The 16,651-nt window shown below is 49.5% G+C and carries 10 protein-coding genes; 6 read left to right on the top strand and 4 right to left on the bottom strand.

The annotated features are described in order from the left end of the window. Positions 1-20: 20 nt before the first annotated feature. The 5 genes from J1C60_RS11400 to J1C60_RS11380 all read left to right on the top strand — a co-directional run bounded on the left by J1C60_RS11400 (position 21) and on the right by J1C60_RS11380 (position 8,540). A complete protein-coding gene (locus tag J1C60_RS11400) occupies positions 21-3,455 on the top strand; it encodes a DNA translocase FtsK 4TM domain-containing protein (protein WP_128177682.1) in 3,435 nt (1,144 codons plus the stop codon). Positions 3,456-3,663: 208 nt separating this feature from the next. Then, positions 3,664-4,275, top strand: coding sequence for an outer membrane lipoprotein periplasmic chaperone LolA (gene lolA / locus J1C60_RS11395; protein WP_128177680.1), 612 nt, complete (start codon positions 3,664-3,666; stop codon positions 4,273-4,275). A 7-nt stretch (positions 4,276-4,282) separates the two neighbouring features. Then, positions 4,283-5,626: a replication-associated recombination protein A gene (locus J1C60_RS11390; protein WP_128177678.1), complete on the top strand. Its 1,344-nt coding sequence runs from the start codon at positions 4,283-4,285 to the stop codon at positions 5,624-5,626. Between the two features lie 103 nt (positions 5,627-5,729). Beyond that, positions 5,730-7,019, top strand: a complete 1,290-nt coding sequence (gene serS, locus J1C60_RS11385) for a serine--tRNA ligase (RefSeq protein ID WP_128177676.1) — start codon at positions 5,730-5,732, stop codon at positions 7,017-7,019. A gap of 369 nt (positions 7,020-7,388) precedes the next feature. Beyond that, complete coding sequence (locus J1C60_RS11380) at positions 7,389-8,540, top strand: MFS transporter (protein WP_128177674.1); 1,152 nt, start codon at positions 7,389-7,391, stop codon at positions 8,538-8,540. 55 nt (positions 8,541-8,595) lie between these two features. Here J1C60_RS11380 and pflA read toward each other — a convergent pair whose 3' ends face one another. The 4 genes from pflA to ycaO all read right to left on the bottom strand — a co-directional run bounded on the left by pflA (position 8,596) and on the right by ycaO (position 14,984). Further along, on the bottom strand, positions 8,596-9,336 hold the full coding sequence (gene pflA, locus J1C60_RS11375; RefSeq protein ID WP_128177673.1) for a pyruvate formate lyase 1-activating protein: 741 nt from the start codon (positions 9,334-9,336) through the stop codon (positions 8,596-8,598). A 245-nt stretch (positions 9,337-9,581) separates the two neighbouring features. Next, positions 9,582-11,864, bottom strand: a complete 2,283-nt coding sequence (gene pflB, locus J1C60_RS11370) for a formate C-acetyltransferase (protein WP_128177671.1) — start codon at positions 11,862-11,864, stop codon at positions 9,582-9,584. Between the two features lie 93 nt (positions 11,865-11,957). Continuing rightward, complete coding sequence (gene focA / locus J1C60_RS11365; protein WP_128177669.1) at positions 11,958-12,815, bottom strand: formate transporter FocA; 858 nt, start codon at positions 12,813-12,815, stop codon at positions 11,958-11,960. A 411-nt stretch (positions 12,816-13,226) separates the two neighbouring features. Beyond that, a complete protein-coding gene (gene ycaO / locus J1C60_RS11360; RefSeq protein ID WP_128177667.1) occupies positions 13,227-14,984 on the bottom strand; it encodes a 30S ribosomal protein S12 methylthiotransferase accessory factor YcaO in 1,758 nt (585 codons plus the stop codon). A 503-nt stretch (positions 14,985-15,487) separates the two neighbouring features. On the opposite strand from ycaO, the gene serC reads away from it, so the two are divergent. Next, positions 15,488-16,573: a 3-phosphoserine/phosphohydroxythreonine transaminase gene (serC, locus tag J1C60_RS11355; RefSeq protein WP_128177665.1), complete on the top strand. Its 1,086-nt coding sequence runs from the start codon at positions 15,488-15,490 to the stop codon at positions 16,571-16,573. Positions 16,574-16,651: the final 78 nt, after the last annotated feature.

Genomic DNA, 16,651 nt, shown 5'->3' with positions numbered 1-16,651 from the left:
CAGGCACCTGGAGAGTTCTCTTGAGCCAGGAATACACAGAAGATAAAGAAGTTTCGTTACAGCCGCTGAGTAGTGGACGTCGTTTACTCGAAGCGTTGTTAATTATTGTGGCTCTTTTCGCCGTCTATCTGATGGTGGCGTTAGTGAGCTTTAACCCTTCCGATCCCAGTTGGTCACAGACCGCCTGGCATGAGCCTATCCATAATTTGGGTGGGGGGGTAGGGGCGTGGCTTGCGGACACGCTACTGTTCATCTTTGGTGTAATGGCCTATGCCATTCCACCGGTCATTCTTGGACTATGCTGGATTACCTTTCGTCAGCGCGATAGCCAGGACTATATCGATTATTTTGCTGTTGCCCTGCGTTTGATCGGCGTGTTGGCTCTGGTGGTGACTACCTGTGGCCTTGCGGCACTGAATGCGGACGATATCTGGTATTTTGCCTCCGGCGGTGTGATTGGCAGCTTGATGAGTAACGCGATGGCTCCGTGGTTTAGTGGCGCGGGTGGCACATTGACGCTGCTGTGCGTTTGGGCTGCTGGCCTGACGCTATATACCGGATGGTCCTGGCTGACGATTGCGGAAAAAATCGGTGGCGCCGTGATGGGGGTTCTGACCTTCGCCAGTAATCGCTCACGTCGCGAAGATGAATGGCATGACGATGAGATTGATACACACGCTGAGGAACCCGTCATCAATAGTGCGTTGACGCCCAGTGATGATGACGATGACGTTTTGCTCGCGGCGCCGAAAAAAATCGTTGATGATGCAATTGTTACAACAGATATAGCTAAAGATGAAGAGCTGCTCAATCAAGCGGATCCTCTGTTGGTTAAGGCCGCAACTGCCACCACGACGGCTTTGGCTACCAGCGCCGCTGCTGCTGAACAACTGCCGGTAGATAATTTGGCATCGGTACCTTCAGTAGCGACAACTGAGAACCCGATTGTTACGCCGACTACACAGGCACATTCAGCCGTCGCGTCAACACAATTGAGTACGCAGCCTGAAGAACCCCCTGTCTATCGTTTTGAAATCCCTGAAGAGGTACCTGCGTCCGGATATAATCGGCAAGATGAAGGCCCGCGCATGGGGAACTGGCGCGATGACCCCCCGGTTAACGACGCTTCTCCTTTCGATTTTTCGTTACCTGCTACGGATGCGGTTGATCTTCCGTTTTCTGCCGAAAAGGGCAGTGATTTTTCTTCTGCGTCAAAAATGGCGGGAGGCGCGGCGGCGGCACCGTTTATGCCTGGCTTTAGCGCCACCAGTGTGGCGGACAGTAATCCTCAAGTGAAGCAAGGCATTGGACCTGAATTGCCGCGTCCTAATCCGGTTAAGCTCCCGACGCGTCGGGAACTGGCTTCCTTCGGTATCAAGTTGCCATCTCAGCGTATGGCGGAAGAGCGTGCCAGAGAGGAGGAGAGCCGTCAGCAACCAGCATCGTTGACCGAGCAAGAGGATGATTCAATCCAGGAGGCGCAATTACGGGAATCCTGGCAGGCGCAGCAACAGCAACGTTATGGTGAAACATTTACATCAGAAGAAGACGATGAAGAAGCATTGCAGCAGGCTGCGCTGGCTCGCCAATTTGCGCAGCAACAGCAGCAGCGTTATTCAGTGCCGGAAGAGGAGGATAAGACTTCTGCTTTCTCGCTGGATACTTCAAATGCGTTCAATTTTTCGCCGATGGATGACTTGGTTGATAAAGGACCGAGTGAACCACTGTTTACGATTGCAGCGGTGCCTGATGTTGATGCGCCACAGCCTGTGGCATCACCCTCGAACTGGCAGCAAACTCAGACGCCTGAGCCACTTCAGGTAGCGCAGCCAATCCAGGTGCCCCAGCCAGCAATACAAGCGCCGCAAACTATGCGACATGCTGAGCAAACTGCTGTCCCGGAAGCGCCTGCGCCTAACAGTCTGATTCATCCGTTCCTGATGCGTCATGAGCAACCGTTGGAGAAACCAACCACGCCTTTACCGACGCTTGATCTGCTAACCTCTCCACCTGAAGAGGAAGAGCCGGTTGATATGTTTGCTCTGGAGCAAACAGCGCGTCTGGTAGAAGCACGCTTAGGCGATTACCGCGTGAAGGCTGAAGTCGTGGGCATTTCCCCTGGCCCCGTGATCACGCGCTTTGAATTGGATCTGGCTCCTGGCGTTAAAGCCGCGCGTATCTCTAACCTTTCACGTGATTTAGCAAGGTCACTTTCCGCTGTTGCGGTGCGTGTGGTGGAAGTGATTCCGGGTAAACCGTATGTAGGTCTTGAGTTGCCTAACAAGCATCGTCAGACAGTCTATTTGCGTGAAGTGCTTGATTGTGCGAAGTTCCGGGATAATCCATCACCGCTTGCAATTGTGTTGGGCAAAGATATTGCCGGCCAACCTGTAGTGGCTGACCTGGCAAAAATGCCCCATCTCTTGGTTGCGGGGACTACCGGCTCAGGTAAGTCGGTTGGCGTTAACGCCATGATTATCAGTATGCTGTACAAAGCGACACCGGAAGAGGTGCGCTTTATTATGATAGACCCGAAAATGCTCGAATTGTCGGTTTATGAAGGTATTCCACATCTGTTAACGGAAGTGGTTACTGATATGAAAGATGCCGCCAACGCCTTGCGCTGGAGCGTAGGTGAGATGGAACGTCGTTATAAATTGATGTCGGCGCTCGGCGTACGTAATCTGGCTGGTTACAACGAAAAAATTGAGCAAGCGGATGCGATGGGGCGTCCCATTCCGGACCCATTCTGGAAACCTGGCGATAGCATGGATATGACACCGCCAGTCCTGGAGAAACTGCCCTACATCGTGGTGATGGTCGACGAATTTGCTGACCTGATGATGGCAGTTGGTAAGAAGGTGGAGGAATTGATCGCGCGTTTGGCACAAAAAGCACGTGCCGCCGGCATCCATCTGGTACTGGCGACGCAGCGGCCTTCGGTTGATGTAATTACCGGATTGATTAAAGCCAATATACCAACACGTATTGCCTTTACCGTTTCCAGTAAAATTGACTCGCGCACCATTCTCGACCAGGCGGGGGCGGAATCGCTATTAGGGATGGGGGATATGCTTTATATGCCACCTAACTCGTCAATTCCAGTGCGCGTTCACGGGGCTTTTGTGCGCGATCAGGAAGTGCATGCTGTGGTGCAGGACTGGAAAGCGCGAGGCCGTCCACAATATATCGACAGTATTACTGCGGGCGATGAAAGCGAAGGTGGCGGTGCCGGTCTTGACAGCGGTGAAGAGTTGGATCCGTTGTTCGATCAGGCTGTTGCCTTTATTGTGGAAAAACGGCGTGCGTCAATTTCAGGAGTACAACGTCAATTCCGTATTGGTTATAACCGTGCGGCACGTATCATTGAGCAAATGGAAGCTCAGGGTATTGTTTCATCGCCCGGGCATAATGGTAACCGTGAGGTGTTGGCTCCGCCGTCACATGAAATGTGATAAATCACCCAACGCACTGTCTTAACCTGTAGTGCCCTCGGGCCAGGCTTGCCTGGCCCGTTGCTTATCTGGGTTTTGTCCCCATAATCTGTTCAGGAACGATTTCAGCAAATTCTCCTGTCAGGGGCGCACAACCCTGGCTATGTTTGTTCAGGCCATGCCGCATTTATTCGCGGGATAAAATAGTGTCAATAAGGAATCTGTTGTAATGAAAAAAATATTGCTCTCTTGCTGCCTGCTGACGTCCTTAATTTCTGCTGGTGCGCTGGCTGATGCTTCCAGTGATTTACAGCAGCGCCTGGATAAAGTTAAAAGCTTTCATGCCAGCTTTAGCCAAAAGGTTACCGATGCGACAGGTGCTTCAATTCAGGATGGCGAAGGTGAACTCTGGGTTCAGCGTCCAAATCTATTCAACTGGCATATGACGACGCCTGATGAAAGTATTTTAGTTTCAGATGGTAAAGCTCTGTGGTTTTATAATCCTTTTGTTGAGCAGGTGAGCGTGACGTCCCTGGAAGATGCCACCAGCAACACCCCCTTTATGCTGATTGCCCGTAACCAGTCCAGCGACTGGAAGCAATACAATATTAAACAGCAGGGTGATAATTTTGAGCTGACACCAAAATCCAGCGATGGAAACCTGAAACAGTTCACGATTAATGTTTCGGCAAATGGCACCATTAATCAGTTCAGCGCGGTAGAACAAGATAATCAGCGCAGCGCGTATACGCTTAAAACACAGCAAAATGGTGCCGTCAGTGCCGATAAATTTACCTTTACGCCACCGAAAGGTGTGACGGTGGACGATCAGCGTCAGTGAGGTTTGCGTGAGTAATCTGTCTCTGGATTTTTCCCATAATGAGTTTCAGCCACTGGCCGCCCGTATGCGGCCAGTGACGCTGGCGCACTACATTGGTCAGCAGCATCTGTTAGCACCAGGCAAACCGCTGCCGCGAGCAATTGAGGCCGGGCATCTGCACTCGATGATTTTATGGGGGCCTCCAGGGACGGGGAAAACGACGCTTGCGGAAATTATTGGACATTATGGTAATGCAGATGTAGAGCGTATTTCAGCCGTGACATCCGGGGTTAAAGAGATACGTGAAGCTATTGAGCGGGCGCGGCAGAATCGTAATGCGGGCCGTCGTACCATTCTTTTTGTTGATGAAGTGCACCGCTTTAATAAAAGCCAGCAGGATGCATTCTTGCCGCATATTGAAGATGGCACCATCACTTTTATCGGCGCGACCACTGAAAACCCTTCCTTTGAATTGAACTCGGCTCTTTTGTCGCGTGCGCGTGTATATTTACTCAAATCGCTCACCAGTGATGATATTGAAACCGTCCTGGATCAGGCGATGAAGGATGAGGAGCGTGGATATGGCAAGCAGGATATCGTATTGCCTGAGAACACCCGCCGCATGATTGCTGAACTGGTAAATGGTGACGCACGTCGGGCGCTGAATACGCTTGAGATGATGGCCGATATGGCTGAAATCAATGAGCAGGGTAAACGGGAACTGACACCAAAGTTAATGAATGAAGTTTCCGGTGAGCGTAGCGCGCGATTCGATAATAAAGGCGACCGTTACTACGATCTTATTTCGGCTTTGCATAAGTCGGTCCGCGGTTCGGCCCCTGATGCCGCACTTTACTGGTATGCGCGGATCATTACTGCAGGTGGCGACCCGCTCTATGTGGCGCGTCGTCTGCTGGCGATCGCTTCAGAAGACGTAGGTAATGCAGATCCGCGCGCGATGCAGGTGGCGATTGCGGCCTGGGATTGTTTCACACGCGTCGGCCCTGCCGAAGGGGAGCGTGCGATTGCTCAGGCGATTGTCTACCTTGCTTGTGCGCCGAAAAGTAACGCGGTCTACACCGCGTTTAAAGCGGCAATGCATGATGCGCGTGAAAGTCCTGACTACGATGTCCCCGAGCATTTACGTAATGCCCCGACTAAACTCATGAAAGAGATGGGGTTGGGGGCCGAGTATCGCTATGCGCATGATGAACCTAATGCTTACGCCGCTGGTGAGAGCTATTTCCCGAAGGAAATGTCGCAAACGCGTTACTATCAGCCGACCAGCAGAGGGCTTGAGGGCAAAATTGGTGAAAAGCTCGCCTGGCTAACTGAGCAGGATCAAAATAGCCCGACAAAACGCTACCGCTAAAACGGGTGTTGCGGTAAGGTTAGCAACGAATTCAACGCATTCGCAGAAAGTGCGGATGCGTCCCACCTTTCTTTAATTCAATTACAATAAGCACAGGATAAGCATGCTCGATCCCAATCTGCTGCGTAACGAGCCAGACGCAGTCGCTGAAAAACTGGCACGCCGAGGATTTAAACTGGATGTGGACACCCTGCGCTCCTTAGAAGAGCGTCGTAAAGTGTTGCAGGTCGAAACTGAAACTCTGCAGGCTGAGCGTAATGCCCGATCCAAATCCATCGGCCAGGCTAAAGCGCGTGGGGAAGATATCGAGCCGCTGCGTCAGGAAGTCAACACCTTGGGTGAAAGGCTGGATGCGGCTAAAAGTGAGCTGGATGCTTTGCAAAATGAAATCCGCGATTTCGCCCTGACGATTCCCAACCTCCCGGCCGACGGTGTTCCTCAGGGGAAAGATGATTCTGAGAACCTGGAAATCAGTCGCTGGGGTGAACCGCGCAAGTATGCCTTTACGGTACGCGATCACGTCGATTTGGGTGAAACACTTGGCGGGTTAGATTTTGCCTCCGCAGTTAAGCTGACCGGTTCGCGTTTTGTGGTGATGAAAGGGCAGATCGCCCGAATGCACAGAGCCCTGAGCCAGTTCATGCTTGATCTCCATACGGAGCAACATGGTTACCTGGAAACCTATGTGCCTTATCTGGTAAACCATGCTTCACTGTATGGTACTGGCCAGCTACCGAAATTTGGCGAAGATCTGTTTCACACCCGCCCGCTTGAAGAAGAGTCTGAAAGCAGCTACGCATTGATCCCTACCTCGGAAGTGCCACTCACTAATTTGGTGCGCGATGAGATTCTGGAAGAGGAAGCGCTACCGCTGAAAATGACGGCGCATACGCCATGTTTCCGCTCGGAAGCCGGATCGTACGGTCGTGATACGCGCGGCCTGATCCGTATGCACCAGTTTGATAAAGTTGAGATGGTGCAAATCACGCGTCCGGAAGCATCAATGGATGCGCTGGAAGAGCTCGTTGGGCATGCAGAAAAAGTTTTACAACTGCTAAACTTACCTTATCGCAAAGTATTACTGTGTACTGGCGATATGGGCTTTGGTTCGAGTAAAACCTATGACCTGGAAGTATGGTTACCGGCGCAGGACACTTACCGTGAAATCTCATCCTGTTCTAACATGGGTGATTTCCAGGCCCGCCGTATGCAGGCGCGTTGCCGCAGCAAGACCGATAAGAAGCCTCGCTTAGTGCATACATTAAATGGTTCCGGGCTGGCGGTAGGACGTACGTTGGTCGCCGTACTGGAAAATTATCAGCAGGCGGATGGTCGCATTGCGGTTCCTGAAGTTCTGCGTCCTTATATGAGAGGGCTCGAGTTTATCGGCTGATAGATTCTGAGCGAGCAGTGAATAAGCCTCTGATGTAAATCGGGGGCTTTTTTATGCAAATGGATATCTCTTTTACCGCCAGCTTTTGGCGATCAGGGCCTCTGCAGTACCTTTTTTTGACCATAAAGAAATATTTTCACCAGCAATAAATATTATGGATATGAACACAGCAATCCTTTTTTATTTAAATAAAATCATTGGGTTACTTTATTATTACTGGGTGAGTAATGACTCTCCATGCGATCATAGATAAAAAAAATAAATCGGTGGCGGGCAAATCGTGCTGTGGTCGATTTTTGCGCGTTGACATTAGCCTGAGTAATGGCAATATGCGCGCAAATTATCCTCTCATTTTGGCATTTCTACCCTATGTCCACTTGGTCACGCCCTGTCGTGTTGCTGCTTTGCGGCCTGCTTTTGCTGACAGTTTCTATCGCTGTGCTTAATACTCTGGTTCCGCTATGGCTGACACATGAGCTTTTACCAACCTGGCAGGTGGGTATGGTCAGTTCGTCCTATTATACCGGGAATTTGCTTGGGACATTGATGGCAGGCAAACTGATCAAACGTCTGGGGTTTAATAATACTTACTATCTGGCTACCATCGTTTTCGCGCTAGCAACTGCTGCATTAGGGCTAGGTAGCGGATTTTGGGTCTGGACGCTGTGGCGCTTTATGGCCGGTATCGGATGTGCCCTAATCTGGGTGGTGGTGGAAAGTGCCTTACTGTGTAGCGGGACATTGCGTAATCGCGGCCAGTTGTTGGCTGCATATATGATTATCTATTACATTGGCACAGTAGTGGGCCAATTGCTGGTCAGTAAAGTTTCAACGGAACTGCTGAATGTACTGCCGTGGGTAACTGGTGTAGTCATAGCCGCAATATTACCGTTAGTCTTCACAAGAGTAACGGCCAAAGGTGAGGATGAAGATGCCACCCCGGGACGGATGTGGCCAATGTTACGCCGCCGTAGCGCACGGTTGGGCATCAATGGCTGTATCATTTCCGGTATTGTACTGGGATCGCTATATGGGCTGATGCCGCTCTATCTTTCTCATCAAGGGATGAGCGATGCGAACGTGGGATACTGGATGGCATTGCTGGTGAGTTCCGGTATTGTTGGACAGTGGCCTATTGGACGATTAGCCGATCGCGTTGGCCGCTTGCTGGTGCTACGTGTCCAGGTATTTGTGGTAATCCTGGGCGCTATCGCGATGTTGAGTAATACGGCAATGGCACCGACGCTGTTTATTCTCGGGTGTGCAGGTTTCACTCTCTATCCCGTGGCGATGTCGTGGGCATGTGAAACTGTCGCTCATCATGAACTGGTGGCGATGAATCAGGCCCTGTTATTAAGCTATACAATCGGTAGCCTCGCCGGGCCCAGTATGACGTCCATGCTGATGCAGAACTACAATGACCGGTTGTTGTTTGTGATGATTGCCGTGGTGGCGTTGGTGTATCTGGTGATGCTGCTACGCAAAACCGACCGCCATGCTACACCGATTGCGCATGCGTAATTACTAACAAACAGGGCGCCAAACGGCGCCCTGTTTGATCATCACGCGGTGCTGGTTAATACATTACTTTATGGCCATATCCCTCAAGGATATGTTTGACCCGATCCATGGTTTCGGTTTTGGGGGGATGGACACCATCCAGCTTGTACTCTTCACCCATCGCGATCCACTTGTGCTTCCCTAATTCGTGATAGGGCAGCAGTTCGATCTTTTCAACATTTCCCATGTCGCGGGTGAATTCGCCCAGCAGATGTGCGGAGGCATCATCGTCAGAGTAACCGGGCACCACTACATAACGAATCCAGGTGCGGATCCCTTTCTTCGCGATATAGCGGGCAAAATCCAGCGTACGATGGTTCGATACGCCCACCAGGTTTTGGTGAATATCATCATTCATCTGCTTGAGATCGAGCATCACCAGATCGGTGACCTCCAGTAATTCATCAATAACGGGATCGTAGCGACGTACAAAACCGTTAGTATCAAGACAGGTGTGGATACCCTCCGCATGGCAGGCACGAAACCAGTCGCGAACAAACTCTGCCTGGAGAATTGCTTCTCCGCCAGAAGCAGTTACCCCTCCGCCTGAAGCATTCATAAAGTGGCGGTAAGACACCACATCTTTCATTAACTCTTCCACGGTAATTTCTTTGCCACCGTGTGTGTCCCATGTATCGCGGTTATGGCAATAAAGGCAGCGCATCAGGCAACCCTGGAAGAAAGTGATAAAACGGATACCCGGGCCATCTACGGTACCACAGGATTCAAAAGAGTGAATGCGACCGGTTACTGACATTGCGATGATATCTCCAAAGTGGTTCTGCTGCTCAGCAGGTTACGCAGTCTTTTTCTGCTGCGTTAAGTTTGAGTCTGTTTTGCCAGATACCTTGAGTATATACCTGTCAAACACGAAGTTGCAGGTAGATTGGACCGTGTAGCAGTATTGTCCGCGGGCAGCATCAGAACAGCGATTTCTGGCAAAGCAGGCTGATAAAAAGGCTCCACAATGGGAGCCTTTATTTACCCTGAAACTGTGGAAAATTACAGTGATTGGGTGAATGTGCGGGTAATTACGTCGTTTTGCTGCTCTTTGGTTAGCGAGTTAAAACGTACCGCATAGCCGGAAACACGGATGGTTAACTGCGGATATTTTTCAGGGTGATCCATCGCATCCAGCAGCATTTCACGGTTCATGACGTTGACGTTCAGATGCTGTCCGCCTTCAATATTAGCCTCATGGTGGAAGTAGCCATCCATCAGGCCAGCAAGGTTCGTTTTACGCACATCATCATCTTTGCCCAACGCGTTTGGTACGATAGAGAAGGTGTATGAAATACCATCTTTAGCGTAAGCAAACGGCAGCTTAGCAACGGAGGTCAGTGACGCTACGGCACCTTTCTGGTCACGTCCGTGCATCGGATTAGCGCCTGGTCCAAATGGCGCACCAGCGCGACGGCCATCCGGTGTATTACCGGTTTTCTTACCATAAACCACGTTAGATGTGATAGTCAGCACCGACTGGGTCGGTACGGCATCACGGTAGGTCTGCAGTTTCTGGATTTTCTTCATGAAACGTTCAACCAGGTCGCAGGCAAGGTCATCAACGCGTGAATCATTATTACCAAACTGCGGATATTCGCCTTCAATTTTAAAGTCAACAGCCAGTCCATCTTCATCACGAATGGTGGAAACTTTTGCATATTTGATAGCGGACAGTGAATCGGCTGCGACCGAAAGACCTGCGATACCACAGGCCATAGTACGATAAACATCGCGGTCATGTAACGCCATCAAGGACGCTTCATAACTGTATTTATCATGCATATAGTGGATGATATTAAGCGCGGTAACATACTGTTTCGCCAGCCAGTCCATAAAGTGATCCATACGCTCCATCACTTTATCGTAATCCAGAACGTCATCCATCATGGGTGCTTCTTTTGGACCGACCTGCATTTTCAATTTTTCATCCACGCCGCCGTTAATGGCGTAGAGCATGGTTTTTGCCAGATTGGCGCGCGCACCAAAGAACTGCATTTGCTTACCGACAATCATCGGGCTTACGCAGCAGGCAATCGCGTAGTCATCGTTATCGAAATCCGGGCGCATCAAATCGTCATTCTCATACTGAACGGATGAGGTGTCGATAGAGACTTTCGCTGCATATTTCTTAAAGTTCAGCGGCAGTTTTTCCGACCATAGGATGGTCATGTTTGGCTCCGGTGAAGGGCCCATGGTGTATAGCGTATTCAGGAAGCGGAAGCTATTTTTAGAAACCAAAGTACGGCCATCAACCCCCATACCTGCAAGAGATTCTGTTGCCCAGATTGGGTCACCGGAGAAGAGTTCATCGTACTCAGGGGTACGCAGGAAACGTACCATACGCAGTTTCATCACCAGGTGGTCGATAAGCTCTTGCGCTTCTTCCTCGGTGATTTTGCCTGCTTTCAAATCACGTTCTATATAGATATCAAGGAACGTGGAGACACGACCAAAAGACATTGCCGCGCCATTTTGTGATTTAACCGCAGCCAGATAGCCAAAGTAGGTCCACTGTACGGCTTCCTGCGCATTCGTTGCAGGGCCCGAGATATCACAACCATATTTCGCGGCCATCTCTTTAATCTGTGCCAGCGCATGATATTGGTCGGAGATTTCTTCACGTAGACGAATGGTCGCTTCCAGTTTAACGCCGTTTTCCAGGTCGTTTTGCAAAGAAGTAAATTGTGCCAGCTTATCCTTCATCAGGAAATCGATGCCATATAGCGCCACACGGCGATAATCACCGATGATACGCCCACGGCCATATGCATCAGGCAATCCGGTTAGCACACCTGATTTACGGCAGCGCAGAATATCTGGCGTATAGACGTCAAAGACGCCCTGGTTATGCGTTTTACGGTACTCGGAGAAAACTTTTTTCAGTGACGGGTCCAGTTCGCGACCGTAAACTTTGCAGGATCCCTCGACCATTTTGATACCGCCAAATGGAATTAGGGCACGTTTCAGCGGAGCCTCGGTCTGCAGACCGACTATTTTTTCCTGCGCTTTATTAATATAACCTGCATCATGCGAAGTAATGGTGGATGCTAAATCGGTATCAAAGTCTACCGGTGCATGCGTACGGTTTTCAATTTTGATGCCTTCCAGAACCTTTTCCCACAGAGCCGTTGTTGCAGCAGTCGCGCCAGCCAGAAAGGTTTCGTCCCCTTCATATGGGGTATAGTTTTTCTGGATAAAATCACGCACGTTGACGGCATTCTGCCATTCACCTTCGGCAAAGGTTGCCCAGGCGGAGGCCATTTTTTCATTATGCTCGGTCATGTGATACCTACCTTATTTTGTGGAGTTCTTTTGAGAGGCCATATCAGTGAAGAATGGCCAGTTTCAAATCAAATCATGTCAGGCACGATGCACTCAGTGCTTATCGTCACCGCGGAGATAAATAACCCAGTAGGTCAGTCCGACCAGCAAACCACCACCGATGATGTTGCCAATCGTTACGGGAATCAGATTATCAGTAATGAAATTAGCGACATTCAGACTGGGAAATTGTGCTGCGGTTGCCCCGGTCAGATGCCAGAATTCGGGTGAAGCAAAATCGCGGATGACGATTGCCATCGGGATCATAAACATATTGGCGATGCTGTGTTCAAAACCACTGGCGACAAACATCGCGACGGGCAGAATCATTGCAAACATTTTATCCATTAACGTATGGCCGGAATAGCTCATCCATACTGCCAGGCAAACCATCAAATTCGCTAGTATTCCAAGGCATACGGCCTCGATGAAGCTATGATGCATTTTGTGATCGGCGGTCTGGAGAACGTTTAATCCCCATGCGCCGTTTGCCACCATATGTTGCCCGGCAAACCAGATAAGACTGACAAAAAACAGCGCGCCGAATAGATTACCCACGTAAACGTTGATCCAGTTACGGGTCAGTTGCCCCCATGTAATACGACCACTTGCTTTTGCGACAACGATAAGTACTGTTGATGTGAAAAGGTCTGCGCCGCACACCACTACCAGCATCAAGCCAAGGGAAAAACAAATGCCGCCAACTAATTTTGACAGGCCATAAGGAATGTTAGCGGTGCCGGTTGTGGCCGTAATATAGAAAACAAAAGCGATGGAAATAAAGACACCGGCAGTAATGGCCAGAAAAAATGTGGTAAGAGGGCGCTTTGTGGCTTTGTAAACCCCCGCTTCTTCAGCCACTTTCGCCACTGCTGCGGGTAATAAAAGAATAAACGGATTGTCAGTTTTCACACTAACTTACTCCTGAAATTAGTCAGCAAATAGATACTAACAAAGGAGTATAGGGTATAAATTGATGTGGATCATATTGCCCCTGAGAATATACTGCAAAACACCCCATGGTAAGGTTGTTTTTTTGACTAACTCATTGAAAATAAACAATAAAAAATATTTTAATATGTATGAATATTTTTGAAGTTGGGGGTAAGCAACACAGCATAAACATAAAAAGTAATGTTGTATCATATTGACAAAAAACGCGCGGCTGGTGAGCAATTCGAAAGTAACGCTTTGCATAAGTGGCAACGTTAGCAGGGGACTTCAGCGCAACCTTGTGTCCTGAAAGATGAGGCTCATCCATGAACCTCATTGCTTCTGCAACCTACGCAAACAATAACTTTACGTTGGTCGATGGCTTCTTTTTTATTTCCAGTACTGCCGCTTGGCTCTCTGTAACTTTTCGTAAGCTGCGAGAAGAGCCTGGTGAGCCGGGAAGGCCTGAAGATCGCTGTCGACAGCCTGTAACCCATTGAAAGGCGCTTCACCACTGATAGCGGCAGAGGCGGCTTCTAAGGCATCGCTGCCATACATCCGCATGAAAGCATTGTGATACTGCAGAGGATCGCGCTCTTCTTCCTGAGAAAGCAGCAATAATGTTTGCAGACAACGGTAATAATTTGCACGCTCTGGCGTAAAGATCGAACTGTTAAATTCCATGGTCCACTCGGTCCAGATTAACGCCTGCTCGAGATCGCCACCAGCTAACGCCAACATTGCCTTTAATTCACCGATGCGCAAAGTATACCAGCCAGTATTTTTACCCGTTGCGATGCCGAGTAGTTCACGGACACGGGTAAAATCATCGTGTCCCTCTTCATCTAACTGCGCGATAAGGGCGAGGTAATTCTCTTTTTCCCATTGGCTGGCAGGCAAGGAGAGCAGCGTCTCGCGCAATGTGCTGCCCATGTTGTTATTGGCAAGGAGCAGATCTTCCGCAGGATAAATATCAGACATGCCAGGCACAATAATGCGGCAGGCATAGACATCCAGATGCTGATAATCAGCGATGTAGACTTCTTTATCCTCAGCTTTGAAGATCGCCATTAAAGTGGCAAATTCTTCTTCAGTTGAGCCATCAAAACGCCAGTCAACAAACGCATAATCGGCATCGTCTTTGAACATATCCCATGAAATAAGGCCACTTGAATCGATGAAATGTGTTTCCAGGTTAGCATGCTCAGCCACTTCTTCATCATCAAACGTTGGCGGTGTGAAAACGTCCAAATCCTTGAGGCCGCGTCCCTGGAGGAGCTCGGTTACGGTACGCTCAAGGGCAACGCCGAAATCGGGATGCGCCCCAAAAGAAGCAAAGCAGGTCCCGTTAGCGGGATTGAATAACACGACGCAGATAACCGGATATTTCCCCCCCAAAGAAGCATCGTACGCAAAAATAGGAAAGCCTTCAGCTTCCAGTCGATTAATGGCTTCAACTACGCCGGGATAGCGACTGAGCACTTCTTGCGGAATGGTGGGGAGGCTGATGGATTCGGCAATAATACGGTTTTTGATATAGCGTTCGAAAACTTCTGATAGCCCCTGAACACGCGCTTCATTCGCGGTATTCCCTGCAGACATCCCATTCGAAACGTACAGGTTGCCAATAATATTCATGGGAATGTAGACAGTCTGATTATCAGATTGGCGGGTAAACGGCAGTGCACAGATACCCCGATCGGCATTACCCGACTGAAGATCAATCAAATCGCTGGCGCTCAGTTCGTTTTCCGGATCGTAGAACTGCCGTAAACGCGCATCAAGAATGCCCGCAGGCAAACTTTCATCGTCCGTGAGCGGGAACCATTTTTCATTGGGGTAGTGAACGAAATCGCCGCCGGCGATAGATTCACCGAGCCAGAAGTCGGCAAAAAAGTAGTTGGTTGAAAGGCGCTCAAAATATTCACCCAGCGCGGAGGCCAATGCTGCTTTTTTGCTGGCCCCTTTACCATTTGTAAAACAGAGTGGGCAATCTCGGTCGCGAATATGCACTGACCAAACATGTGGTACCGGATTCAGCCAGGAGGCTTCTTCAATATTAAAACCAAGATCCTGCAGTTTTTGCTGAAAGCGTGCGATGGAATCTTCCAGCGCGGCATCTTTACCTGGGATGTAAGTTTGAGTCATGTTGCCCACTATTTAATGATGGCCTTAAAGCGCGCAATGATACGGGTTTTATGCTTTGTTCGCTATCCGGTTACATGAATATTCCTGCTGCCTATTATGCTATTTTCAAGGTCATTATGCCCTCGGGAATAATGGATGTCGGAAGCACACCACAAAATATCGTTGTATGTTGCAATTGCCTTACAAGCTGTTGCGAGACAGAGGGCAAAAATGTGATCTGTAGCCGATAAATGATTGCAGCCACCGGTGTGCAGTGATAAAACCGATACATCCGCCATACTTCAGGTTTCCTGCGCGCTGGCTACGTTATCCGGCTCTTCCTGGTTTTATCCGTTTCAGGGATGCAGCATAAAACGTTTAGATCTGTTGTTTACAGGTTTATTGTTTATCCTGGTGTCGTTTTCACGAACTGACTCTCGGGGATTCGTAGCGTTGCTATAGCCTGAATTTAGCGGTGGGAATGGAAGATGCATAATCGTTAGATTTGACAGTGGTGAGGGGAAATGACTCAGGTTTTCAATTTTAGCTCCGGTCCAGCGATGCTGCCGGTTGAAGTGCTTCGTCGTGCAGAACAAGAATTGCGCAACTGGCAAGGTTTAGGGACCTCTGTGATGGAAATAAGTCATCGCAGTAAAGAATTTATCCAGGTTGCAGAAGAGGCAGAAAAAGATTTTCGTGATCTGCTGAAAATCCCCTCCAATTATAAAGTTTTATTCTGTCACGGCGGCGCGCGCGCGCAGTTTGCTGCTGTGCCACTCAATTTGTTAGGGCTGGCAAAAACTGCTGACTATGTTGACGGCGGCTATTGGGCACAAAGCGCGGTAAAAGAGGCTGTTAAATACTGCGCGCCGAATGTGATCGACGCAAAAACCACTATTGATGGTCTGCGTGGCGTTACCTCGATGAACCGCTGGCAGCTAAGCGATGATGCTGCTTATGTGCATTACTGCCCAAATGAAACCATCGACGGTATCGCGATTCACGAAGAACCTGATTTTGGAGAGAAAGTCGTGGTTGCCGATTTTTCCTCCTCTATCCTTTCCCACCCAATTGATGTGGAGCGTTATGGCGTGATCTACGCTGGCGCGCAGAAAAATATTGGTCCAGCTGGTCTGACATTGGTGATTGTCCGTGAAGATTTGCTGGGCAAAGCCCGCCAGGAAACGCCATCAATCCTCGACTATCGCGTGCTTGCAGAAAATGATTCGATGTTTAACACACCGCCAACGTTTGCCTGGTACCTCTCTGGTCTGGTCTTTAAGTGGCTAAAAGAGCAGGGCGGGGTGGGTGAAATTGATAAACACAACCAGCAAAAATCTGACCTGCTGTATGGAATTATTGATAACAGTGATTTTTATCGCAACGATGTTGCAGTGGCGAATCGTTCACGCATGAATGTGCCATTCCAACTGGCTGATGCCAGCCTGGACAAGCTCTTTCTTGAAGAGTCCTTTGCGGCAGGATTGCATGCACTGAAAGGGCATCGTGTTGTTGGCGGTATGCGTGCTTCCATTTACAATGCGATGCCGCTGGAAGGTGTGCAGGCGCTGACGGATTTTATGGCGGATTTTGAGCGCCGCCGTGGCTAATAACTGTTAAATCACTGGCTAATGAAGCAAACCTCGCCTGCTGCGAGGTTTGTTACTTCATCGGTAAATCGGTCTGAT

Source organism: [Pantoea] beijingensis, assembly GCF_022647505.1.
In the GTDB taxonomy this organism is placed as follows: domain Bacteria; phylum Pseudomonadota; class Gammaproteobacteria; order Enterobacterales; family Enterobacteriaceae; genus Erwinia; species Erwinia beijingensis.
The sequence above is the reverse complement of the archived record's forward strand: the minus strand, read 5'-3'. Positions and strand labels throughout refer to the sequence as shown.